Genomic DNA, 21,394 nt, shown 5'->3' with positions numbered 1-21,394 from the left:
CCCGGCCGGCGACCCGCGGCCACGCGGGACGTGGCTTGGCGTGCCGACCGCTCGGTGTGCGGAAAACCGGCCGCGCGAGGGCAGCGTGGACACTCATCCAGACCTCCGGGGAATGTTCGTCGAACCGGCCGGGAGGGGATTCCCGGCGGTGGCACCGTGGAAAGAGTCGGCGGGGACGCGGCTCCGGTTACCTGTCGTTATTGGTTCGAGTCCCAATTCGCCAAAACGAATTGACGGCGATTCCGCGCCGTTTTCACACTAGGGCCGTTGGACCCGGATCCGGGCGCCGGAGGTCCCGCTCAGGAGTCGTGACCGGGACCCTTGCCGCGGGTCTTGCCGGGCGGATCGGTCTTCGGGGGCGTGCCCTTGTTCGACGGCTGACCGGTCGCGGACGGGGTCTCGCGGGTGTCGGCGGCGGGCTCGACCGGGGCCGCTTCGCTGGTGCCCGGCTGCGCGGCGGAACCGCCGGGGCCGCTGGGGCTGCTCGCCTCGGGGCGCGGGGCGGAGGTCCCGGACTCGGCCGGCGGGGTGGACGGGGAGGTCGCGGCCGGCGAGTGCCCGGCCGGCGGCTGGGCGGGGGAGACGGTCCCGGTGCCCTGGTCGGCCAGCATGACGGCCGCCACGACGGCAACGGCGGCCGCGGCCAGCCCGGCCACCACCGCCAGCCGACGGCGCCTGGGCCGCTCGTCCTGGGGATAAGCGGGAGGGTGCGCCGGGGGAGCGGCGGAGTTCACCTCACGGCCGGCTCCTGCAGCGCCCGGCTCGCGTCGGGTCGTGCGCGGGCTCCCCGCTCCGGCGGCGGCCCACTCGCCTCGCGCCGGGCCGGGGTAGCCGGCACTCTCACCATCCGCGGCGAGTGCTCCGGCAGCGCTCCACTCGCTTCGCGCCGGGCCGGGGTCGCCGGCTGTCTCGCCGCCGGCAGCGAGTGCTCCGGCCACGCCCAGCTCGCCGCGAGCCGGGCTGAAGACCGCCGTCGCGTCGTCGTGCACCGAGTCCGCCGCCGAAGCAGCCCCCGCAGCGCCCGGCAGCCCGGCCGCCGCTGCCGGGCGGCGGCGCCGGCGCGGGCTGCGGTGCGTGCGGCTCCACGGCAGCGTCGGCGGGGGCGCGTGCAGCATGTCCAGCACCTTCGCCGCCGTCGGGCGGTCGGCCGGCTCGCGGGCCGTCATCCGCCGCAACGTGTAGGCCAGCGCCGCCGGTGCGTCCTCCGGGATCCGGGGTGGTCTCGTCAGCCGGGCCATGGCCGCCTCGACCATGGTGCCCGGGTACTCCCGCCGGCCCGTCAAGCACTCCAGCAGGATCAACCCCAGCGCGTACACGTCCGCCGGCGGGCCCGCCGGCTCGCCCGACACCTGCTCCGGCGCCAGGTACGCCGCCGTGCCCGGGATCAGGCCGGTGCCGGTGATGTGCGTGGCGTCCAGCGCGTGGGCGATGCCGAAGTCGCCGATCAACGGGCCGTCGGTGGACAGGAACACGTTGGCCGGCTTCAGGTCACGGTGCACGATGCGCCGCGCGTGGACGTGCGCCAGCGCCTCGGCCAGCCCGTCGGCCAGCGCCGTCACCTCCGCCGCGGGCATCGGGCCGCCCAGCAGGCGCTCGGCGAGGTTCTCGCCCTCGACCAGCTGCATCACCAGGTACGTCCGGCCGTGCTCGGTGCCGCTGTCCAGCAGCGCCACCACGCCCGGGTGGCTGATGCTGCCCTGAATCGTCATCTCGCGCAGCCGGCGCCGCTGGTCGAGCGCCACCGCATCGCGGTCGTAGATCTTGACGGCGACCTCGCGGCCCAGCCGGACGTCGTAGGCGCGGTACACGCGGGCGGTCCCGCCGCTGCCGATCAGCCTGCCGACCTCGTAGCGGCCGCCCAGCAGGTCCGGCGGCCGCTCGTCGTCGAGGGCGCCGCGCGGGGTGATGGCGAACTCCCCCAGCGCGTAGCGGCCATGGGTGACCTCTGCCTCGTCCTCAGTCGGCGAGCGCCCCGTTCTCCCGGCTTCGTCGGCCACGGGCGCCAGGTACCCCGGGCCCGCGGTCGGCAAACGTCGGAAGATCACGGAAAAGGTATCGTCCGAGGGCCCGCCGACGTGACGCTCAGGCCCCTGCGAACGCGTCCACGCCGGTGAGCTGCGCCGACAGCGTCCACAGGCGCTCGGCCTCCGCCCGGTCGACGGCGTACCGCCGGACCCCGGACGCGGCGAGACCCTCGGCGCCCTCCGGCGCGAGCTCGGCGACATCGCAGTCCTCCAGGTACAGCCCGCCGAGGCCGGCCAGCTGCGGCGAGGTCGCGGCCCAGACCGTCGTCGCGGCGCCCTGCTCCGGCGTCTTGAACTGCATCAGGAAGTTGCCTTCCTCGTCGATCCAGCCGCGTTCGATCATCTCCTCGCGCGGCAGGTGCCGCTGCAGCGGCGTCATGATGCCGCCCGGGTGCAGCGCGAACGCGTGGACGCCCTTCTCCGCGCCCAGCCGGTCGAGCTGCACGGCGAAGAGCACGTTCGCCGTCTTGGCCTGCCCGTACGCCTGCCACTTCTCGTAGCCGGTCTCGAACTGGACGTCGTCCCAGCGGATCGGCGAGTAGTGGTGGCCGCGCGAGGACAGCGAAACCACCCGCGCACCCTCGGCGACCGCCGGCCACAGCCGGTTGACCAGCGCGAAGTGGCCGAGGTGGTTGGTGGCGAACTGGGCCTCCCAGCCCGGCCCGACGCGGGTCTCGGGGCAGGCCATGATGCCGGCGTTGGCGATGAGCAGGTCGATCCGCCGTCCGGACGCCAGGAAGCGCCCGGCGAACGCGCGGACGCTCTCGAGGTCACCCAGGTCGAGCTCGTCGACCTCGACGTCCGCCAACCCGGCGAGCGCTTCCTCGGCGGTCTCGCGACGGCGGGCCGGGACGACGACGTGGGCGCCGGCGCCGGCCAGCGCGCGGGTGGTTTCGAGGCCGATCCCGGAGTACCCGCCGGTCACGACGGCGAGCTTCCCGGTGAGGTCGACGCCTGCGACGGCTTCGGCGGCCGTGGTGGTGGCGCCGAAGCCCGAACCGATCTTGTGCTGTGCGGTGGTCATGGCACCGACGTTAAGAGCTGGAGCGCACTCCAGCGCAAATCGCGGTCCGGGCCGAATCGGGGGACAATCGGGAGCGGAGGCACTGCCGAGGCGAGGGAAGGCCGTGATGTCCGAGTACTACGGGAACCAGCCCCAGGACGTGCGCCCGGGGATCGACGCGCGCCGCCTGTGGGCGGGCGGCGTGGCGACGGCGGTCGTCGCGGCCCTGCTCGCGGTCGTCGGGTTGCTGATCGCGCGGGGGATCTTCGAGGTCGAAGTCCTCGCCCCAAAAGGGGAGGGCGTCTGGGGCAACGCGAGCACCACGACGTACGCACTGGTCGCCGCCGCGGTGGCCCTGCTCGCCACCGGGCTGATGCACCTGCTGAGCGTGGCGACGCCGGCGCCGTCGCAGTTCTTCGGCTGGATCATGGTGCTGGTGACGCTGATCGCCGTGGTGCTGCCGCTGACCCTCACGGTGGCGCCGAGCGCGAAGATCGCCACGGCGGTGATCAACCTGGTGATCGGCCTGGTGATCGCCGCGGTGGTGAACAGCATGGCGGCCAGCGCCCGGACCCTGCACCGCAGGCGCAGCCAGCAGAGCGCGACCCCGCCGCCGCCGACCCGGCAGCAGTGGACCCAGCAGGACCCGCCGACCCGCTACTACGACCGGTGACCATGGACGTCCAGGAGACGAACCGCAGGGTGATCGAGCAGTTCCGGGCGGGCGGCGAGGTGGACGGCATGCACCGGGACCGGCTCGTCCTGCTCACGACGACGGGCCGGACTTCGGGAGAGCCCCGAACGGTCCCGATGATGGTCCACCGCGACGGCTCCCGGTGGCTGGTGGTGGCGTCCAACATCGGCGCGCCGCAGCACCCGGACTGGTACCTGAACCTGACGGCGGACCCGCGGGTGCACGTCGAGGCGGACGGGCGGGAGTTCGACGCCGAGGCGCTGCCGCTGCTCGGCGCCGACTACGTACGGACGTGGACGGAGCTGGAGGAGGAGTATCCGTTCCTGGCCGACCACCAGGCGAAGGCGCGGCAGGCGAAGCGGGTCATTCCGATCGTGGAGCTGTCCGAAGAGGACTGAGAAAGTCCTCTTCGGACTGTCCTACTTGCTCGCCACCCGGCGGTACCGGGCCGTGGCCAGTGGGGCGAAGATCGCGATGATCGCCACGCAGCTCAAGATTGCGTACAGCGCCGCGTGTTCTGCCGGCCAGCCCGTCTGGGCCGGACCGAAGCGGTTGCCGAACAAGTCGCGGGTTGCGTTGATCACCGCCGTGAACGGGTTCCAGTCCGCTATTGCCTTGAGGAACGGGGGCAACGTTCCCGTCGGGACGAATGCCGACGAGATGAAGCTCAGCGGGAACATCCAGATCAGCCCCGCGCTCTGCGCCACCTCCACGCTGCGCGCCGCCAGGCCGATCAGCGCGCCCACCCAGGACAGGGCCCACGCGAACAGCAGCATCACCAGGTAACCCAGCAGCGCGTCCCAGAAGCTGCCGCGGATGCGCCAGCCCACCAGCAGGCCGCACAGCGACATCACGACCAGCGCCACCACGCTGACCACCAGGTCCGACGTCGTGCGGCCGAAGACCACCGCGACGCGGGACATCGGCAGCGAACGGAACCGGTCGATGATGCCCTTCTGCAGGTCGTTGGCGAAGCCGATCACCGTGAACGCCGAGTTGAACGCCACCGTCTGGGCGAAGATGCCGGCGATCAGGAACTCGCGGTACGCCGCGCCGCCCGCTTCGCCGCCGATCGCGTTGCCGAACACGTACGCGAACAGCAGGACGAACATGATCGGCTGCAGGGTTGCCGCCATCAGCCAGTCCGGGTTGCGGCGGACGTTCATCAGGTTGCGCCAGGTGACGATGCCGCCGTCGGAGATGCTCTTTGCGAGCGTGTTCACTTCGCAGCCTCCTGGACCGCCGAGGCGCCGTGGCCGGTGAGGGACAGGAAGACGTCGTCGAGGGTCGGCCGGTGCAGGCCGACGTCCTGGACCGTGACGCCGTGGGAATCGAGCCGCCGCAGGGCCTCGATCAGCGCCTTCGGCCCGGTGTCGACCAGGATCTCGGCGCGCCGCGTGTGCTCGTCGCCCGACGGCTCGCCGGTGCCCACCTCGCGCAGCACTTCGAGGGTGACCGGCAGGTCCGCGGCCGACGCGACGACCAGCTCCAGGCGCTCGCCGCCGATCTGGCCCTTCAGCTCGTCCGACGTGCCGCGGGCGATCACCCGGCCGTGGTCGATCACCACGATCGAATCGGCGAGCTGGTCGGCTTCTTCGAGGTACTGGGTGGTCAGCAGCACGGTGGTGCCGTCGGCCACGAGCTCCTTGATGACCGCCCACGTGTCGAGGCGCCCACCCGGGTCGAGGCCGGTGGTCGGCTCGTCCAGCACGACCACGGCCGGCTCGGCGACCAGCGCGCCGGCCAGGTCGAGCCGGCGGCGCATGCCACCGGAGTAGCCCTTCGCCGGCCGGTCGGCGGCCTCTTCGAGCCGGAAGCGCGTCAGCAGCTCCCGGGCGCGCGAGCGGGCCGCGGCCTTCTTCCGGCCGTAGAGCCGCCCGACCATGTACAGGTTCTCGAACCCGGTCAGGTTCTCGTCGACGGCGGCGTACTGGCCGGACAGCCCGATCCGCTGCCGGACCTCGTCCGGCTCCGCCAGCACGTCGTGGCCCGCCACCGAAGCCTCACCGGAGTCCGGGCGCAGCAGCGTGGTCAGGATGCGCACGGTGGTGGTCTTCCCGGCGCCGTTCGGGCCGAGCAGGCCGAGCACCTGCCCGGCCGGGATGTCGAGGTCGACGCCGTCGAGCGCGCGCGTCGAACCGTAGGTCTTCACGAGCCCGCGGACCCGGACGGCCGGCTCCGGTTCAGGTGGTGGCATGGCGGCTCCCCCTTCAGGTGACCCCGACAAGCTAGGCCACTCCGTCCGGGTTGTCCTCCGGGTTTATCCCTGGTTCGCCGACAGCGTGACGGCGAACTCCGGCGGCGTCCGCAGCGACTGGAACACGACGCAGTAGCGCTCGGTCAGCTTCTTCAGCGTGGCCAGCTGCTCTTCCGAGGCGTCGGTGTCGAGGTCGAACGACAGCCGGATGGCGCGGAAGCCCACCGGTGCGTCCTTCGCGACGGCGAGCGTGCCGCGGAAGTCGAGGTCGCCTTCGGCCCGCACGCGCCCGCCGCGGACCTCGAGGCCCAGCGACGTCGCCACGGCCCGCAGCGTCACGCCCGCGCAGGCGACGAGCGCTTCGAGCAGCATGTCGCCCGAACAGGCGAGGGTGCCGTCGCCGCCGGTCGCCGGGTGCAGGCCGGCTTCGACGACCGCGCGGCCGGTCTCGACCTTGCAGGAGATGCCGAGGCCGTCCAGCTCGGCGCCGGCGTGCAGGGTGACGAGCGCGCTCTGCGGGTCCTCGCGGTACTTGTCCTTCAGCGGTGCCTGGGTCGCGCGCAGCTCTTCGGTGTCCATGCGCCGATTCTGCTCCGGAAAACGCAGAAGCGGGGAGACCGGTTTCCCGGCCTCCCCGCTTTACTGCGTCAGCTTCAGCTCAGGGTCACGGCCACGTCGTCGATGACGAACGAGGTCTGCAGCGAGCTGTCTTCGGTGCCGGTGAACTTCAGCGCCAGGGTGCTGCCGGCGGCCGACGAGACGTCGATCGTCCGGAGGGTGTACCCGGAGGCCTTGTTCAGGTTGGAGTAGCTGCCCAGCGTCGCGCTGCCGTTGGTGACGGTCAGCTTGTCGTAGGCGGTGGTGGTGGTCGTTTCCGCGGTGTCGATGTGCAGGTAGAACGTCAGGCTGGCGTGGCAGCCGGCCGGGATGCTCACCGACTGGGCGACCGACTCGGTGTGCGTCGAGCCGTAGCCGTCGAGCCAGGCCGAGTAGGTGCCGCCGTGCGCGGCTTCACCCGACGAGCCCCACTGGCCGATGGCGCCGGTGGTGCCGGTCCAGCTGCCGCTGCCCGACTCGAAGCCGCCGTTGACGATCTTCTGGCCGGAGCAGCCGCCGGTGGTGCCGACGGTCCACGTGAACGACGCCGTGCCGGTCTTGTTGGCCGCGTCCTTCGCCGTCACCGTGACGTTCGAGGTGCCCGCGGTGCTCGCGGTGCCCGAGATCGTGCCGGTGGAGGCGTTGATGGACAGGCCGGCCGGGAGGCCGGTGGCCGACCAGGTGTATGGCGCGGTGCCACCGGAGGCCGACAGCGGCAGGTTCACCGAAGCGCCGGTCGTGGTCGACTGGTTGCCCGGGTTGGACACGGTGACGGTGCCGGTCGCCGAGCAGGTCGGGTCGGCCGACTGCGCCGGCACGCTGATCGCGTCCCACGCCGCCTTGACGGTGTTGAACTCGGTGCAGCTGCCCGGGAACAGGTTCTTCGCCGCGGTCAGCGTCCAGGTGCGGTACTTCAGGTACGAGCTGCTGGAGGTCTTGAGCAGCATCGCGTTGTAGAAGATCTTCAGCGCGGTCTGCACGCCGAGCCCGGTGACCGTGGAGCTGTTGCACGTGGTGCTGGTCGGCTGCCCGTTGGTCGGGTTGGTGCCTTCGGCCAGCAGGTAGAACCAGTGGTTGCCGGGACCGGCGGCCGCGTGCACCTCACCGTTGGGAACGCTGCTGTCGTAGCAGTTCTTGTCGCCGAGCGCCGAGGGGTTGTACATGTTGCGGATCGGGCCGGAGCCGACCAGGTTGACCTGCTCGCCGACGAGGAAGTCCGGCACGTCGTAGGGCGACGGCTCGTTCGCGAACCACTCGGTGGAGGCGCCGAAGACGTCCGCGACAAACTCCTGGGTGCCCGCACCCGAGATGCCGCCCGGGGTGTGGTCGTCGATGCCGTGGCCGTGCTCGTGCGCGACGACGTCGATCGAGCCGATCCAGCCGCCGGCGGTGTTCTTGCCGATCTGGACCTGGGTGCCGTCGTAGTAGGCGTTCTGGTCGTTCAGGCCGACGCGGATCGGCCAGCCGCCGCCGTTGCCGTCGAAGCTGTTGCGGCCCAGCCACTGCGAGAGCATCTTGTTCTCGGTCTGGGCGGCGAACAGCGCGTCGACGCAACCGGTTTCGCGGTTGCTGGCGGTGCCGTTGCCCCAGAGGTCGTCCGGGCCGGAGAACGTGGTGTTGTTCGCCGCGTCCTGGCAGGACGTGTTGGTGATCGTCGGGTCCTTCAGCGAGTACGTGCTGCCCGAGTGCGTGGTGTCGAGGTGCACCGGGTTCGGGCCGTTCCACGCGCTGGTGCCGTCACCGTTGAGGACGTGCTCCTGGGTCTTGAGCACCTTGCCGGTGGCGGCGTCGACGATGACGTCGAGCCGGCTCGGGCCCTCGGCGTCCCGGCCGACGACGGTGCTCTTCCAGGCCAGCGTCGGCGTGCCGAGCGCATAGACGACCTGCTGCGCGGGGCTGACGCTGTCCACCGTGGTGAGCTGCTGCCGCGCGGTCGTCTCCGCCGCCGCCTTCGAGACCTTCGCCGTGGTGGAGGCGAGGTTGATCGTCTGGTCCTGCGCGACGGAGGTGCCGAGCACCTGGCCCGTCGAGTCGGTCGCCACCACGAAGTCGCCGCCCACCACGGGCAGGCCCTTGTAGCTGCGCTCGTAGGGGATGTACTTCAGCCCGTTGGTCGAGGAAATCGCCTGCTGGGCCTGGAAAACATCGTCCGCGCTGGCGTGCAGGGCGGCGGGCCGGCTCGCGACGAGACCGGCGGCCGCCGAGACGGCCAGTGTCTGGGCGTCCGGGAGGGCGTTCGGGGTGACGGGCTGGGCCGAGGCGGTGGTGGTCGTGCACATCGCGGCGATGAGGGCGCCGCTCGCGGCCAAGACGAATGGACGTCTCAGGTGCATCGAAGGATCTCCTCCGGGCAGGGCGAACCGGCCCGGGGTCGAGCCGGGCCGAGAACGGGGACGACGGGGAAAAATGGTGCGGCTTAGCGGAAATCAGCATCCGGGGTAAAAGAGCTGTGAACAAGCGACGAACGTACGGTCTTATCGGAAAGTAGCAATACATCCCAAAAAGGACATTCGACACCATTGGGATCCGGTCCGCGGTCTGTCCATTGAGGACTTGGAGGGGATCACCGCCGTTCGGCGCATCTTGACTGCGTCCGGGACGACGAAGGGCCCCTTCGCCGGTGGTCGGCGAAGGGGCCCTTCGGGGATGCTGGTGTCAGGCGGTCTTCTCACGCTTCGGGAGCTTCCAGCCCGGGCGCACGAAGTGGCACGTGTACCCGTTCGGGATGCGCTGCAGGTAGTCCTGGTGCTCCGGCTCGGCCTCCCAGAAGTCACCCACCGGGCTGACCTCGGTGACGACCTTGCCCGGCCACAGCCCGGACGCGTCCACGTCGGCGATCGTGTCCTCGGCGACCCGCTTCTGCTCGTCGTTCTCGAAGAAGATCGCCGAGCGGTAGCTCAGGCCGATGTCGTTGCCCTGGCGGTTCTTCGTCGTCGGGTCGTGCACCTGGAAGAAGAACTCGAGCATGTCACGGAACGTGGTCTGCGCGGGGTCGTAGATCACCTCGATGGCCTCGGCGTGCGTGCCGTGGTTGCGGTAGGTCGCGTTCGGGACGTCGCCGCCGCTGTAACCGACCCGGGTCGAGATCACCCCGGGCTGACGGCGGAACAGCTCCTGCATGCCCCAGAAGCAGCCGCCGGCCAGGACGGCCCTTTCGGTTGACGTGGTCACGGCGTCACTCCTTCTTCTCGTGCGGTGCTACCGGCTGTTACAACTGCCGGGCGCCTCCGATGATTCCACGCGGGTATTACGGAAGCCTGACGAGCGTGCGACCATGGGTGAGGGACGGGGTCGGCTCCCGGGAGGCGCGATGCGCGACGACGACATCGCCTTGGAACGTTCCGGCGGCGTGCTGGTCGTCGAGATGCGCGGTGAGCCGGGGATCACGACGGTGGTGCGCTGGGCGACGGTCCTCGAGACCGCGCTGTGCGAGCTGCCGTCTCCCCGGTTCCTGGTCGTCGACCTCGGTCTGCTGGGGTTCCTGTCGGCCCGCGCGGTCCGCGGCCTGCTGAACGTGTTCGAGGTGTGCCGGGCGCGCGGCATCGCGGGCTGCCTGATCGTCTCGCCCGGCAGCGACGTCGAACGGGTGGTCCGGCTCACCGGGCTGGCCGGCCGGGTCCCGGTGTTCCCGCACCGCGTGCTCGCGATCGCCCGGTACCAGCCGGCCGAGATGCGCTGGCTGCTCTGCTGAGAGCGTTCGCGCGTGGGGGTCTCGTGCGCCTGGCCGGGGAGTGCGGCCCGCGGCTGTTCGCCGCAGGCTCGGCGAGGGCGAGCGCGATGACCTCGCTCGTGCACGCGTACGCCTGTCCACCCCCCGACGGCCACCAGATTGCCCCGGATGCGGTCTGTTGCGTCGGCCGCGGCTCCTGCGGCGGTGGGACCAGGTGCAAGATGCCGTCGTCCCCGAGGACCGTGGCCGCGACGCGGCGAGCCCTCAGCCGAGCCCGTAGGTCTGCGGGTAGTCCACGGTGCAGACGAGGGCGTCCCGGCGGGCGCGGCCGCCGGCCGGGGCGATCAGCGGGCTGGCCGTGTGCAGGAAGCGGGCGTCCTCGAACACGATGAGCTGCCCCGGCTCCAGCCGCTGGGTGTGGACCACGGTGTCCGGCGCGTCGGGGTTGAACAGCGTCGTCTCGGCGCCGGTGCCCTCGCGGTCCACGACGTAGACGAAGACGAACTCCTCGCCGTCGGCGTGCGGGCGGGTCACGACGTTGGTGAACGTCCGGAAGATGTTGACCCCGAACGTCCCCCGCGACCGGCGGCGGCCCTCCGGGATCAGGCCGAGCGCGGCGCGGATCCAGCCGGCGAACAGCGGGTCGTGCGCCACCGGCGTGCGGGCGTACTCGCGCCGCTCCGGGCGGCCGCCGCGGTCCTCGATGGCGATCTCGGGGTGCTCGGCCAGCACCGGCGTCTCGCCCTGCCACGCGTACTCCACGACGTCCCTGGCGCGTTCCCGGTCGGCGGGGATGTCACCGGGGTAGCAGCGGAGGACGTCCGGGGTGAAGTACGTGCGCAGGAGGTGCTCGCGCAGCCGAGCGCCGGGCAGCCCCAGCTCGTCGTCGGAGACGACGAGGTAGCCGTCGGTGTCGAGCCGCTTCCGGTGCAGCCGGAGGTTTTCGGGAACGGGAAGATCGAAAGCCATGCGTGGGGTCCCAACGTGAAAAGGGCGGGGATCAGCCGAACTGCGCGGTCTGGATTTCGCGGATGAGGGCGCGGCTTTCGTCTGGCTCGAGCGAGGCGGCCACCAGCGCGTCGTGGTAGCCGCGGTAGTACTCGACCGTCTTGGCGGTCTCGATGTGCCGGAACCCGGCGTGGGTTTCGATGTGCACGATGTCGCGGTCGAGCTCGTCCTCGAACTCGAAGTAGGCGTACATGCAGCTCATCGAGAACAGCGGGGGATGGGCGAAGGGGAAGACGCGCAGTTCGATGTTCGGCGCGGTCGACCGCTCGACCAGGTGGTCCAGCTGGGCGTGCATGATCTCGCGGGAACCGACGAACTGCCGCAGCGCCGATTCGTGCGTCACCGCGACCAGCCGCAGCGGCTCCATGTCCTCGCGCTCGGCGAGGACGTGCTTGCGGTGCTCGCGCAGCTCGACGAGCTGGTCGACCTCCTCGGCCGACCACCACGGCTCGTGCGTCGAATACTGGGCCCTGGCGTAGTCGGGGGTCTGCAGAAGCACCGGCAGCAGCGGGATCGTGTAGATCCGGGCCACCGTCGCTTCGGACTCGTACGCGAGGTGGGCGTCGAGGCCGGGGGTCGCGGTGGTCTGGGAGTAGTCGGTCCACCAGCCCTGCCGCCCGGACGCCTTCACCCAGCGCATCAGCCGCTCGGCCAGCTGCGTGTTCTCGATGCCGTAGAAGCGGATCAGGTCGCGGACGTCCCTGGCCTGCGGGCTGCCCTGCGCGTTCTCGAGCCGGGACAGCTTCGACGTCGAGATCAGCAGCGCCTCGGCGACCTCTTCGAGGGTGCGGCCGGACTCGTCACGCAGGCTCCGGAGCGTGTCCGCGATCCGGCGACGCGGGACGATCGGGCCTTGCGTGGGGGACATGGAGCCTTCGTTCTCGCCGTGGGCCGTCTGTGATGGGACTCCGTCGGTGGGTTTCCCATTGCGCCGCGACCATACTCCATCCGGCGGTTGAAGGGGGTAAGCCACCCCCTGGACGCGCCGAACGGCGGATTTTCGCTGGTCGAGCGCGTGCTGCGCCGAACGGGTGTTCCATACTGGGATTCCTCCGTGGGAATTGCAAAGCAAGCCATCCCGGAGTGACACTTGCAGGAGAAGGCCGGAGCCCGGCCGGGACCCGAGAACTGTGAGGAAGCACCAGGACCGAACGAGAGGGGACCGGACCGCTCCGGCGGACGGCACCGAGGGGAAGGAACCGCCATGTTCGTCGTGCTGAGACCGGGTGTGCTCGTCCGGGTGCTGGCCGCCACCGCCGTTGCGGCCGTCCTGCTCTTCCTGCTGCTCGGCGGTCTCGCGTCGGGACCGTCCGGCTCCTCCGGCACCTCGCCCGCGAATCCGGCGGGCGGGGGCGGCGACCTGCTCGCGCGCACCGCGCCGACGCCGTACGTCGTGGCCGGGACGGGCAAGAACGGCCTCAACGTCCGCTCCTGCGCGGCCGCGACGTGCCGCCGGGTCGGCTGGGTCGCGGAGGGCGGCACGTTCGAGGCGGAGTGCTGGACGCACGGAACACCGGCATCCGGGGACGACCGGTGGCTGCGCGGCACCACGGCGGGGCGGACCGGCTACGCGGCGGCGCACTTCCTGCGGGGCAACGGGGCGCCGGAGTGCGGGACGGACCCCGCGCGCCGGACCTGACGGGTCACTCGCCGCGCATCGAGCGGCGGATCTCGGCCAGCCTGTCCTTCGCCGCCTGGTCGCGGTCGGCGATCTTCTTGTCGAGGGCCTCGGCGGTGTTTTCGGTGCCGAGGCCGGCGACGTCGACCGAGCCGAGGGACGTGGTGTACCGGTTCTCGATCTTGTCGCGGACGAAGTCGAAGCTGGGCACCCCGCCCTCGCTGTAGTCCGCCTCCGGCAGCGGCGGTGCCGGGATCGCCAGCGCCTCGGTGGGGGTCTCGTCGACGATCTCGCCCTCGACCACGTTCTGGTCGCCGTCCGGTGTGCTCATCTCCCGACTTTAGCGCCGGTGTGGGCAGTCCTGCCGCAGCCAGTGGGTAATTCGGCCGTGGGCCGGGCCGTCCCGGTGGGGAATTCTCGGGCTCGCACAGCCGGTGTCCGGAGGGAGCAGACCATGAGTGCCGGGGCCTACCGCGCCGAAACGGCGGAGATGGGGGCGGTCGTCAGGGCGGTCGAGGACGTCGGGTCGTCCTTCCTGTCGGCCACCCGCGACCTGGAAGGCCTGGTGCTGGACGCGTTGTCGTTCGCCGGCATCGGCAGCGGCGTCGCGGCGGCCAACACGGCGCTGCACTCCACGCTGGGCAGCGCGCTGCAGAAGCTGCTGAGCCTGCTGGTCAACGTCAACCAGAACGTCCAGAAGGCCGCGGACGGCTACCGCGCGGCCGACTCCGACGTCGCCCAGGCCTACGGCGGCGGTGGTGGGCAGGGTGGTGGCGCGGCCGCGGCCGCGGCGCCGCCGCAGCTGGACCCCCGGGTCGTGGACTCGATCATGCGGTCCGAAGGCGCGACGGGCGAGCAGGGCGGCGTGCCCGAGGCGTACGGCTTCCGGCAGAACATGCACAACGGCTACGACCGGATCATCGCCGCGCGGGAGCAGTACGGCATCGGCAGCGCCGAAGAGCGCGCGGTCGTCGCCGACCTGATGACCGCGAACGCGCGCACGGCGGGCGCGCTCAACTTCACCGACCCCGGCACCCAGGCCGCGATCATGTCCGGCGCGCACATGCGCGGCGCCGGCGGTGTCCGCGCCATCCTCAACCACATGGCGGGCGAGGACATCGTGCGCAGCTCGCGCACGCTGAGCGACGCGGCCGTCCAGCACGTCCAGGGGCTGACGCCGGAGCAGTTCCAGCAGGAGTTCCGCGACGCCCGCGTCGAGTACGACCGCCAGATCTACGGCGACACGACCACCCGGCAGGGTGGTCACACCTACAACTGGTGGGACCGGTACGGCACCGGCCTGACCCGCCGGTACGACCGGGAGCAGGCCGAGTTCCTGGGGCTTTCGCAGCCGCAGAACTGATTTCCGCGCCTCGCGGGGTTTTCCGGGTTCTCCGGTTCGAAGATCGCCCGGATGGGCACTCTCCCCGGGTAGCCGAACGACAACGGGAGGCGCACGATGAACCGGAGGATGATCGCACTTCTGGGCGGGGTCGCCGCAATGGCGGGGACCGTGGCGTTCGCGGGAACGGCCGAAGCGGCGTCGACGCCGTGCAGTGCCGAAGCGAAGGCCTGCGTCCAGCGCAGTTCGAATACGGCGTGGCTGACCGACGGCGCCGGGAACGTCACCTACGGCGGCGTCCCGATCACCGTGGGGCTGCCGAAGTACCCGACGCCGGTGGGGAAGTTCCACGTGCAGTACAAGGACATCGACCACTACAGCAAGCAGTACAACGGGCCGATGCCGTACTCGGTGTTCTTCACCACCACCGGAGTCGCGTTCCACCAGGGCAGCCTGAAGGTGAAGTCCCACGGGTGCGTGCACCTTTCGCGCGCGGCCGCGGTGAAGTTCTACACCTCGCTGAACCCGGGTGACGTCGTCGAGGTCGTCCCCTGATCCGTCCGCTGTGGACGGTCGAGCAGAGCGCCGGTGACGGCGCCGAACACCAGGTGGTCCAGGATCTGCGGCCCGCGCGGCAAGTCCCGCACAGCGGGGTACGCGCGGGCCGCGATCCCGAGGTCGAGCACGGCGATGACGAGCCCGGCGGCGGCACCGCCGCGGAGGCCGAGCCGGTGGCGGCGGGCCGCCGCGGCGAGAACGCCGGTCCACGCGGCGGAGACCAGGACGTGCGCGAGCAGCCCCGCGGCGACGCCGGGCCGGCGCTGTCGGCCGGGCAGCAGGGTGCCGGCGGCCCGGGTGGCGGCGAGGACGTCACGGCCGGTGAGGAGGGCGTGCACGGTCGACGGGACCCCGCTCACCACGGCGGCGACGGCGCCGGCGGCTGCTGCTTTCAGCACGCGGCCAGGTACGCCGCCACGCGGATGCGCAGGCCGCGGATGCGGGGGAGCGCGATGGTGAACGCGCGTGCCGGCCGATAGCCGGGCCACGGGTCGCTGTGGCTGCACGGGCCGGTGAAGTACACGAAACCGTCTTCGTCGTCGTAACGGCCCGGCGACCAGACGGCCGCTTCGCCGGTGTGGCGATCGCGGGCGATCCAGTAGGCCTCGTGCTTCATGACGCGGCGCAGCTGCGCGGCGAACCCCGCCAACTCGGCCTCGGGGAGGCCGAGGCCGCGTCCGCTCCACACCCGCGGCGCTCGTTCGAACGTGCGCCCGGGACAGCCGAAGGTGACCGCGACCGCGGTGTACTGCCGGGTCCAGCGCGAAATTTTCGGGGCCTGTGCGGCGAAATCGGGTCCGCCGGTGAGTTCCAGCGTCATGGGGGAACGATAGTCGATCAAGCGGGATTGGGTACCGCCGCGCGGGTGTCGATCACCGGTCACCTGGCGCAGACAGTATCCCGCTCGCCGCCGTGAGGGGGTGACTGCGCCGGTTGATTCGCCTGGTGGCCCGGGCCTGCGAAACGCGGCCGAGTTGTCAGATCACTGATAATCCGGCCGGATGACCTTCCTCCCCCGGGGTGGTGTCGCCCAACGGCGCGGCTCTAACCTGGACTTTACCGTCCGTTAGCCTGTTCGGTCGATTGCCAGGAAGTCGATCACGGTGTCGAATAATCGCCGACAAGGATTAATCGCCGTGAGGAGCTGGCTGTGCACTGGGGGACCGCGCTCGACGACGGAGGGGCGGCGGGCCTCGTCCGTCCGTACTTCCGGACCCACGGCCGGACCCGGCCCACGCGTGACCTGCCGGTCGAGACACTGGTCTCGACCACCGCGCGCGGGCGGGCCATCACGCGCAACAGCACGGCGGAAGAGACGGAGATCTGCGTGCTGTGCCGCACTTCGCAGTCGGTCGCCGAGGTGGCCGCGCGGCGGCGGCTGCCGCTGGGGGTGGCGCGCGTGCTGCTCTCCGACCTCGCCGACCGCGGCCTCGTCGCCGTGCACACCGCGGAGCGCAGCAACGGCAACCGGCCGAGCATGGACCTGATGAAGCGCATCCTGCACGGCCTCAGCCGGCTGTGAACCCCCGGACCAGCCGGGCGAACTCCGCCGGCTGGTCGAGCGGCAGCAGCGTGTAGCTGTCGGCCACCTCGACGAGACTTCCCTCGGGCAGCAGGGCGGCCAGCCGCCGGCCGTGCTCGAGCGGCATCACGCGGTCCTCGGTGGCCCAGACGACCAGGGCCGGCCGGTCGAAGCCCGGCAGCCGCTCGGCCGCCTCCTGGAGAACGCCCGGTGTGGCGGCGGCCGCCCGCAGGACGCGGACCGTGTCACGGCGGACGCCGGCCAGGCTCAGCAGCGGCCGGATCCAGCGGGCGGTGGCCGCGTCGCCGCGCTTGGTCAGCCACCCGAACGCGATCGGGAGCCGGCGCACCGCACGCAGCCGCATCTGCTGCATGAACACCCCGAACAGGCGGGGCGAGAGCTTGCCGGTCAGGAACAGCGTCTTGCCGGTGAGGCCGGGCGGGAAGTTGTCGAACGCGTCGCACGACGCGAGCACGACCCGGGCGACCCGCGGGGCGTCCTCCGCCATGAGCAGCTGCACCAGCGCGCCGCCGGTGTCGACGCCGACCAGGGTGACTTCCCGCAGGTCGAGCCGCTCCAGGAACTCCGTGAGCAGGCGCGCGACGCCCGGCAGTGACAGGTCGGCGTCGGCCCGCACCGGCTGCCGGTGCGCGCCGAGCGGCAACGTCGGGACGACGCAGCGCAGGCCGCCGAGATCGGCGACCGGGCCGTCCCACAGCGAGCCGTCCATCAGCAAGCCGTGGACGAAGACGACGACGGGCCCCGCCCCGCCCGAATCGGTGTACTCGACGGTGCCCGCGGACAGCTCGACCTGCATTCCGGCCTCCCCGGAGAAGTTCCCTCGAGCAGAAGTGAACCACGTGGTTCGCAAACTGTCGAGGATCAGGGGGCGGCTTCCTCCCGTTCGACCGCCCGCAGCAGGGCCGCGACCCCGGCCTCCGCGCCGCCGCCGTCCGGGCTGGTGAGCAGGTCCACGAGGAAGCCGCGCAGCGTCGCGAGGATCATCTCGGCGACCTCGAGCTTGCGCCGCTCCGGCCAGTGCGGCGGGCAGAACGACACCAGTGTCGGCAGGTACTGCTGGGACGCGCCCCGGCCGAGCGCGGCGTACCGGCCCGGGTCGTACATCGCCAGGCCCATCGCCTGGTCGAGGACGCGCCGCAGCTGCGTCTCCTCGTCGCGGAGGCTCACCCAGGCGGCCCGGACGCGGCCGGTGAGCGTCGGCGCCTCCGCGGCCACCGCCGTCAGCGCGTTGCCGATCCGGCGCTCGCGCAGCGCGAAAACCACCTGGCGCAGCAGGTCTTCGGCGCCTTCGAAGTGGTAGAGCAGCACCTTGTGGGTGGTCCCGGCCGCCCGTGCGGCGCGCCGCAGGGAGAAGTCGACGAGCCCGTTCTCGGCGACGTCGTCGGTGATCTTCGCGAGCAGCTCCCGGCGCCGGGCCTCGCCGCGGGGCGACCCGGCCGACCGCCGGTAGCCGGGTCGCGCCGGTTCGTCGGTAGCGTTGTCCACGACGGACAGCTTGGCACGGTGGGGGACGGCGATGCGGGTACTGGTGACCGGGGGCAACGCGGGGATCGGGTACTTCGCCGCCGAACAGCTGGCTTCGGCGGGCGCGGAGGTGGTGATCGGCAGCCGCGACCCGGCCAAGGCGGAGGCCGCGACCGCGTCGATCCGCTCGCGGGTTTCCGGGGCGAACGTGGCGCACGTCCGGCTGGACCTGGCCGACCTCGGTTCGCCGGAGCCGGACGTGGGCGCGCTGGACGCGGTCCTGTGCAACGCCGGTGTCGCGCTCGACGCGCCGCCGCGGCGGGAAACGCCGGACGGGCACGAGCTGATGTTCGGGACCAACCACCTCGGCCACTTCGCGCTGATCGCCCGGCTGCTGCCGGTGCTGACGCCGGAAGCGCGGATCGTCACCACCGGCAGCTTCGCGGCGAAGTCGGCTCACCTCGACTTCGCCGACCTCCAGAGTGCGCGTGACTACCAGCCGAAACGGGCCTACGAACGGTCCAAGCTGGCCCAGATGCTGTTCGCGCTCGAACTCGACCGGCGCCTGCGGGCGGCGGGCTCGGGAATGCTCAGCGTGCTCGCCCACCCCGGCGGCGCGCTCGACTCGCTGACGCCGTCACGGCCGCCGGTGCACACCCGCACGACCGGAGCGTGGCTGCGCGGGCTGCCGGCCCGGTTCGTGCTGCACGGCAAGGACGCCGGAGCGCGGCCCGCGGTGCGCGCGGTGCTCGGACCGGACGTCGAGGGCGGGCAGCTGTGGGGCCCGCGCGTGTTCGGCCTGCGCGGCCGGCCGCGGCTCGAACGCCGGTGGGCGAACCTGACCGACGACGCGGCCGCGGCCCGGCTGTGGACGGAAAGCGTGGCGCTGACCGGGCTGGACCCGCTCGGCTAGGAGTCGTCGTCCCCGCCGGTGACGTTGCCGATGCTGGCGGGCACACCCTTGATCATGTCGACGACGGTCTTGCCGGCCAGGCCCGACTTGCCGAACCACGGGTCGGTCATGACCTTGATCGCCGCCTCGAACTTCTCCGCGCCTTCCTTGCCGAAGAGCTTGCCGAGCTCGTGCACGGAGAAGTTGCTGATCTTGTCGAACTTCTGCATGATCTCGGGCGTCACACCGTCCATTTGGGACAGTTTGGTCTTGATGACGTCGGTCATCTGGTCGGTGAACGGCTTGTGCGGCTTGGGGTCCGGAGTGGACTGAGTGGTGTCCGGCTTCGGCTCCGGGGTGGTGTCCGGCTTGGGCTCGGGGGTGGTGTCGGGCTTCGGCTCGGGTTTCGGTTCCGGGGCGGCCGACGACGGCGCGGGCTCCGGCTTGGGCTCCGGTTTCGGTTCGGGCTTGGGCTCGGGGGTGGTGTCCGGTTTGGGGTCCGGCTTGGGTTCCGGGGCGGCCGAGGAGGACGAGGGTGCGGGCTCTGGCTTGGGCTCCGGTTTCGGTTCGGGCTTGGGCTCGGGGGTGGTGTCCGGTTTGGGCTCGGGCTTCGGCTCCGGGACCGCCGAGGAGGGTGTGGTGTCGGGCTTGGGGTCCGGCTTCGGCTCGGGCTTGGGTTCCGGGGTGGTGTCGGGCTTGGGCTCCGGCTTGGGTTCCGGAGCGGCCGAGGAGGACGAGGGTGCGGGCTCCGGTTTCGGTTCGGGCTTGGGCTCGGGGGTGGTGTCCGGCTTGGGCTCGGGCTTCGGCTCCGGAGTGGCCGAGGAAGGCTTGGGTTCCGGCGTCGTGTCCGGCTTGGGCTCGGGCTTCGGCTCCGGGGCGGCCGAGGAAGGCTTGGGTTCCGGCGTCGGGTCGGGCTTGGGAGCCGGGGTGGGGTCCGGCTTCGGGGTGGGCTTCGGGGTGGGCGTCGGGGTCAGGCTGCTCGCCGGGGGCTTGGCCGCCACCAGGTCGTCGCCCGCCTTGCCCATCTTCGTCAGCGCCTGCAGCAGGTCGCCCAGCTTCTTGGCCAGCTGGGCCAGCTTGGCGCCGATCTTGCCCAGTGCCGTCGCCACCGTGCCGATCGTCGTGCCGATGAAGATCGCGATCGAGGCGCCGAACGTCACCGGGGCGAGCGCCGCCGCGATCAGGGCGCCCTTGATGATCGTCGCCAGGAGCATCGCGATCAGGTCGCGGAGGATGCCGCGGAACGCGCCGACGATGCCGCCGGCGATCTTCATGTTCTTGCCGGCCTGGTCGAGGTAGCTGCCGAGGGAGCCCAGCTGCTCGGTGACCGCGTCCATGTCCTTCTTGAACTGGTCCGCGGCCTGCCCGCTCCACTCCTCCAGCAGCTTGTCGAGCGCCCGCTGGTGGTCGGCCGACCACTGCTCCAGCTTCTTCTTCTCCGCCGTGAGCGCCTCGCTGGCCGCCGCGATGCCGATCGGGTCACCCATCAGGATGTCCAGCGGCCACCGCAGGATCGTGATGTGCTCGATGAGCCAGCCGATCCCGGCGGTCAGCAGGCTGCCGATCGGGTCGAGCACGAGACCGATGGTCTCCAGCGCCATGCCCGCCGAGCCGATGCCGATGGCGACCTTGTCGTTCTCCTTGACGGCCTTGTCCAGGCCGATCGCCGCCTCGAAGAAGCCCGCGCCCGCCGAAGCGTTGTCGCTGTTGAACAGTTCCGAACCGTGGAGGCTGACGTCCTTGCTGCGGTAGTCGTCGGCCACTATCCGAACCTCACGATCGAGTTCTTGGCGTCTTCTTCACCCGACTGGTAGCGCTTCGCCGCCTCGGTGACCTTGTCGGCCAGCTCGCCGACGGTCTTGGCGTACTCCCCGAACTGGTGGTGCGCCTTGTCGGTCCAGGTGCTCGCGCCGGCCGCCATCAGCTGGCACGCCGGGTTGATGCCGAACATCCCGGGGTCGCACACCATGCCGCCGACCAGGTCCGCGGTGCTCTGGAGGTTCTTCTGGAGCTCGTCCAGGTGCTTGCCGAACGTGGTCAGCGGCTCGGCGGAGACCCGGAAACCGCCGCCGGTCACCAGGGGTTCGATTCGTCGTCGGTGCGGTCATCGGCCACGGGCCGCCGCCGGGGCGCCGACGGCGGCGGGGGCGGTGGCGGAGTGGGCTCCGGGCTTTCCGGGGCCGCGAAGTCGTCGTCCGGTGGCGGGTCCGGGGGGAGGAACGAGCGGACCATCGCCGTCGACTCGGTGTCGCCGTTGATCGTGGCGAAGGAGTCCGCGACCGCGCGGGCCGTCTGGCGCTGGGCGTCGCGGACGGCTTCCATGATGGCCTTGGTCAGCCTCGCCGGGCCCAGCTCGCAGGCCCGGTGGCCCAGTTCCAGGTTGGTGAGGGCGCCGTTCGGGGCGAGGGTCACCGTGACCGAGCCGTCGCGGGTCCGGACGGTCGCTCCGGCCGTCGACAGGGCTTCGTTGAGAGCCGCCGCCTTGGACTGCATCTCCCGGACCTGCCGCTCCAGGAGGAGCTGGAAGTCTTCGCCTGGGCTCAGGTTCGGTTGCACTTGATCGACCTCCCGAAGCGCCGGCGCGGCGGCCGGGGTTCATGATCGGCCAGGTTAGCGTATACCGGACATTCATCTGGTTTCTGCCGGAGGTATGCCTGGTCTTTCCCTCGATCTTGCCCTTGTGCGCTGCTTCGGTGAACCTGCGGCTTCTCGGTTTCCCTTCATCCCGATGCCCGATTGTGACTACGGCCGGCGGCACCGGGTCAAGGCGGGAAAGATGCCTTG

General features: G+C 71.4%; 25 protein-coding genes. 8 read left to right on the top strand and 17 right to left on the bottom strand.

From position 1 onward, the window contains the following. Positions 1-299: 299 nt before the first annotated feature. Complete coding sequence (locus tag ABZX11_RS46410; RefSeq protein ID WP_354925221.1) at positions 300-2,045, bottom strand: protein kinase; 1,746 nt, start codon at positions 2,043-2,045, stop codon at positions 300-302. Positions 2,046-2,082: 37 nt separating this feature from the next. Continuing rightward, complete coding sequence (locus tag ABZX11_RS46405) at positions 2,083-3,048, bottom strand: SDR family NAD(P)-dependent oxidoreductase (RefSeq protein ID WP_354925219.1); 966 nt, start codon at positions 3,046-3,048, stop codon at positions 2,083-2,085. Positions 3,049-3,154: 106 nt separating this feature from the next. Between ABZX11_RS46405 and ABZX11_RS46400 the strand changes: the two genes are divergently transcribed. Together ABZX11_RS46400 and ABZX11_RS46395 are read left to right on the top strand one after the other, a co-directional pair. After that, positions 3,155-3,700 carry a DUF6069 family protein gene (locus ABZX11_RS46400; protein ID WP_176171200.1) on the top strand — a complete coding sequence of 182 codons (546 nt, stop codon included), beginning with the start codon at positions 3,155-3,157 and terminating at the stop codon, positions 3,698-3,700. 2 nt (positions 3,701-3,702) lie between these two features. After that, entirely contained in the window at positions 3,703-4,119 is a 417-nt protein-coding gene (locus tag ABZX11_RS46395; protein ID WP_176177781.1) for a nitroreductase/quinone reductase family protein, read from the top strand. Between the two features lie 21 nt (positions 4,120-4,140). Here the strand turns inward: ABZX11_RS46395 and ABZX11_RS46390 are convergent, their stop codons facing one another. The 5 genes from ABZX11_RS46390 to msrA all read right to left on the bottom strand — a co-directional run bounded on the left by ABZX11_RS46390 (position 4,141) and on the right by msrA (position 9,686). Next, positions 4,141-4,944, bottom strand: coding sequence for an ABC transporter permease (locus ABZX11_RS46390; RefSeq protein WP_176171198.1), 804 nt, complete (start codon positions 4,942-4,944; stop codon positions 4,141-4,143). Then, a complete protein-coding gene (locus ABZX11_RS46385) occupies positions 4,941-5,918 on the bottom strand; it encodes an ATP-binding cassette domain-containing protein (RefSeq protein WP_176171197.1) in 978 nt (325 codons plus the stop codon). Before ABZX11_RS46385 ends, ABZX11_RS46390 begins: the two co-directional genes overlap by 4 nt. Positions 5,919-5,981: 63 nt before the next feature. Next, positions 5,982-6,497: an OsmC family protein gene (locus ABZX11_RS46380; RefSeq protein ID WP_176171196.1), complete on the bottom strand. Its 516-nt coding sequence runs from the start codon at positions 6,495-6,497 to the stop codon at positions 5,982-5,984. A gap of 74 nt (positions 6,498-6,571) precedes the next feature. Further along, positions 6,572-8,848: a M4 family metallopeptidase gene (locus ABZX11_RS46375; protein ID WP_354925216.1), complete on the bottom strand. Its 2,277-nt coding sequence runs from the start codon at positions 8,846-8,848 to the stop codon at positions 6,572-6,574. A gap of 322 nt (positions 8,849-9,170) precedes the next feature. Further along, positions 9,171-9,686 (bottom strand): peptide-methionine (S)-S-oxide reductase MsrA, encoded by a 516-nt coding sequence (gene msrA, locus ABZX11_RS46370; RefSeq protein ID WP_354925214.1) that lies wholly within the window; start codon positions 9,684-9,686, stop codon positions 9,171-9,173. Between the two features lie 139 nt (positions 9,687-9,825). Between msrA and ABZX11_RS46365 the strand changes: the two genes are divergently transcribed. Beyond that, positions 9,826-10,206 carry an STAS domain-containing protein gene (locus ABZX11_RS46365; protein ID WP_176171194.1) on the top strand — a complete coding sequence of 127 codons (381 nt, stop codon included), beginning with the start codon at positions 9,826-9,828 and terminating at the stop codon, positions 10,204-10,206. A gap of 243 nt (positions 10,207-10,449) precedes the next feature. On the opposite strand, the gene ABZX11_RS46360 is transcribed toward ABZX11_RS46365, so the two are convergent. After that, positions 10,450-11,154, bottom strand: a complete 705-nt coding sequence (locus tag ABZX11_RS46360) for a 2OG-Fe dioxygenase family protein (protein ID WP_176171193.1) — start codon at positions 11,152-11,154, stop codon at positions 10,450-10,452. 31 nt (positions 11,155-11,185) lie between these two features. After that, positions 11,186-12,061 carry a helix-turn-helix transcriptional regulator gene (locus tag ABZX11_RS46355; RefSeq protein WP_176171192.1) on the bottom strand — a complete coding sequence of 292 codons (876 nt, stop codon included), beginning with the start codon at positions 12,059-12,061 and terminating at the stop codon, positions 11,186-11,188. A gap of 336 nt (positions 12,062-12,397) precedes the next feature. On the opposite strand from ABZX11_RS46355, the gene ABZX11_RS46350 reads away from it, so the two are divergent. Next, entirely contained in the window at positions 12,398-12,832 is a 435-nt protein-coding gene (locus tag ABZX11_RS46350) for a hypothetical protein (RefSeq protein WP_354925211.1), read from the top strand. 4 nt (positions 12,833-12,836) lie between these two features. On the opposite strand, the gene ABZX11_RS46345 is transcribed toward ABZX11_RS46350, so the two are convergent. Further along, positions 12,837-13,142, bottom strand: coding sequence for a hypothetical protein (locus tag ABZX11_RS46345; RefSeq protein WP_176171190.1), 306 nt, complete (start codon positions 13,140-13,142; stop codon positions 12,837-12,839). 123 nt (positions 13,143-13,265) lie between these two features. Here ABZX11_RS46345 and ABZX11_RS46340 point away from each other — a divergent pair, with 123 nt between their 5' ends. Then, entirely contained in the window at positions 13,266-14,174 is a 909-nt protein-coding gene (locus ABZX11_RS46340) for a hypothetical protein (protein WP_176171189.1), read from the top strand. Between the two features lie 96 nt (positions 14,175-14,270). Then, positions 14,271-14,708 (top strand): L,D-transpeptidase, encoded by a 438-nt coding sequence (locus ABZX11_RS46335; RefSeq protein ID WP_354925208.1) that lies wholly within the window; start codon positions 14,271-14,273, stop codon positions 14,706-14,708. Here the strand turns inward: ABZX11_RS46335 and ABZX11_RS46330 are convergent. Then, positions 14,663-15,109 (bottom strand): hypothetical protein, encoded by a 447-nt coding sequence (locus ABZX11_RS46330; protein ID WP_354925206.1) that lies wholly within the window; start codon positions 15,107-15,109, stop codon positions 14,663-14,665. The genes ABZX11_RS46335 and ABZX11_RS46330 overlap by 46 nt on opposite strands. Then, positions 15,103-15,531 (bottom strand): hypothetical protein, encoded by a 429-nt coding sequence (locus tag ABZX11_RS46325; protein WP_176171187.1) that lies wholly within the window; start codon positions 15,529-15,531, stop codon positions 15,103-15,105. The genes ABZX11_RS46330 and ABZX11_RS46325 overlap by 7 nt, the downstream gene beginning before the upstream one ends. Before the next feature lie 330 nt (positions 15,532-15,861). On the opposite strand from ABZX11_RS46325, the gene ABZX11_RS46320 reads away from it, so the two are divergent. Continuing rightward, positions 15,862-16,233, top strand: a complete 372-nt coding sequence (locus ABZX11_RS46320) for a DUF742 domain-containing protein (protein WP_176171186.1) — start codon at positions 15,862-15,864, stop codon at positions 16,231-16,233. Here the strand turns inward: ABZX11_RS46320 and ABZX11_RS46315 are convergent. Together ABZX11_RS46315 and ABZX11_RS46310 are read right to left on the bottom strand one after the other, a co-directional pair. Continuing rightward, positions 16,220-17,050 (bottom strand): alpha/beta hydrolase, encoded by an 831-nt coding sequence (locus ABZX11_RS46315; RefSeq protein WP_176171185.1) that lies wholly within the window; start codon positions 17,048-17,050, stop codon positions 16,220-16,222. The genes ABZX11_RS46320 and ABZX11_RS46315 overlap by 14 nt on opposite strands. 65 nt (positions 17,051-17,115) lie before the next feature. Further along, the gene (locus tag ABZX11_RS46310; RefSeq protein WP_176171184.1) at positions 17,116-17,739 is read right to left on the bottom strand and encodes a TetR/AcrR family transcriptional regulator; all 624 of its coding nucleotides are present in this window, start codon (positions 17,737-17,739) and stop codon (positions 17,116-17,118) included. A gap of 31 nt (positions 17,740-17,770) precedes the next feature. Here ABZX11_RS46310 and ABZX11_RS46305 point away from each other — a divergent pair, with 31 nt between their 5' ends. After that, positions 17,771-18,631: an SDR family NAD(P)-dependent oxidoreductase gene (locus ABZX11_RS46305; RefSeq protein WP_176171183.1), complete on the top strand. Its 861-nt coding sequence runs from the start codon at positions 17,771-17,773 to the stop codon at positions 18,629-18,631. Here ABZX11_RS46305 and ABZX11_RS46300 read toward each other — a convergent pair. Genes ABZX11_RS46300 through ABZX11_RS46290 form a run of 3 tightly spaced genes read right to left on the bottom strand, consistent with a single transcriptional unit; the run spans position 18,628 to position 21,166 of the window. Continuing rightward, positions 18,628-20,373, bottom strand: a complete 1,746-nt coding sequence (locus ABZX11_RS46300; RefSeq protein WP_354925203.1) for a hypothetical protein — start codon at positions 20,371-20,373, stop codon at positions 18,628-18,630. The two genes, ABZX11_RS46305 and ABZX11_RS46300, sit on opposite strands and share 4 nt — an antisense overlap. Then, a complete protein-coding gene (locus ABZX11_RS46295; RefSeq protein WP_176171182.1) occupies positions 20,373-20,687 on the bottom strand; it encodes a hypothetical protein in 315 nt (104 codons plus the stop codon). The genes ABZX11_RS46300 and ABZX11_RS46295 overlap by 1 nt, the downstream gene beginning before the upstream one ends. Continuing rightward, complete coding sequence (locus ABZX11_RS46290) at positions 20,684-21,166, bottom strand: YbaB/EbfC family nucleoid-associated protein (protein WP_354925201.1); 483 nt, start codon at positions 21,164-21,166, stop codon at positions 20,684-20,686. The genes ABZX11_RS46295 and ABZX11_RS46290 overlap by 4 nt, the downstream gene beginning before the upstream one ends. Positions 21,167-21,394 lie beyond the last annotated feature (228 nt).

It is taken from the genome of Amycolatopsis sp. NPDC004169 (assembly GCF_040610315.1).
Taxonomy (GTDB): domain Bacteria; phylum Actinomycetota; class Actinomycetes; order Mycobacteriales; family Pseudonocardiaceae; genus Amycolatopsis.
This window is presented reverse-complemented; position numbering and strand designations above follow the sequence as displayed.

Coding starts and splice junctions, on each gene's coding strand:
- ABZX11_RS46380 (WP_176171196.1), bottom strand. CDS start 6,497: ATGGACACCGAAGAGCTGCGCGCGACCCAGGCACCGCTGAAGGACAAG.
- ABZX11_RS46395 (WP_176177781.1), top strand. CDS start 3,703: ATGGACGTCCAGGAGACGAACCGCAGGGTGATCGAGCAGTTCCGGGCG.
- ABZX11_RS46405 (WP_354925219.1), bottom strand. CDS start 3,048: ATGACCACCGCACAGCACAAGATCGGTTCGGGCTTCGGCGCCACCACC.
- ABZX11_RS46345 (WP_176171190.1), bottom strand. CDS start 13,142: ATGAGCACACCGGACGGCGACCAGAACGTGGTCGAGGGCGAGATCGTC.
- ABZX11_RS46400 (WP_176171200.1), top strand. CDS start 3,155: ATGTCCGAGTACTACGGGAACCAGCCCCAGGACGTGCGCCCGGGGATC.
- ABZX11_RS46375 (WP_354925216.1), bottom strand. CDS start 8,848: ATGCACCTGAGACGTCCATTCGTCTTGGCCGCGAGCGGCGCCCTCATC.
- ABZX11_RS46335 (WP_354925208.1), top strand. CDS start 14,271: ATGAACCGGAGGATGATCGCACTTCTGGGCGGGGTCGCCGCAATGGCG.
- ABZX11_RS46325 (WP_176171187.1), bottom strand. CDS start 15,531: ATGACGCTGGAACTCACCGGCGGACCCGATTTCGCCGCACAGGCCCCG.
- ABZX11_RS46360 (WP_176171193.1), bottom strand. CDS start 11,154: ATGGCTTTCGATCTTCCCGTTCCCGAAAACCTCCGGCTGCACCGGAAG.
- ABZX11_RS46355 (WP_176171192.1), bottom strand. CDS start 12,061: ATGTCCCCCACGCAAGGCCCGATCGTCCCGCGTCGCCGGATCGCGGAC.
- ABZX11_RS46385 (WP_176171197.1), bottom strand. CDS start 5,918: ATGCCACCACCTGAACCGGAGCCGGCCGTCCGGGTCCGCGGGCTCGTG.
- ABZX11_RS46350 (WP_354925211.1), top strand. CDS start 12,398: ATGTTCGTCGTGCTGAGACCGGGTGTGCTCGTCCGGGTGCTGGCCGCC.
- ABZX11_RS46365 (WP_176171194.1), top strand. CDS start 9,826: ATGCGCGACGACGACATCGCCTTGGAACGTTCCGGCGGCGTGCTGGTC.
- ABZX11_RS46315 (WP_176171185.1), bottom strand. CDS start 17,050: ATGCAGGTCGAGCTGTCCGCGGGCACCGTCGAGTACACCGATTCGGGC.
- ABZX11_RS46305 (WP_176171183.1), top strand. CDS start 17,771: ATGCGGGTACTGGTGACCGGGGGCAACGCGGGGATCGGGTACTTCGCC.
- ABZX11_RS46340 (WP_176171189.1), top strand. CDS start 13,266: ATGAGTGCCGGGGCCTACCGCGCCGAAACGGCGGAGATGGGGGCGGTC.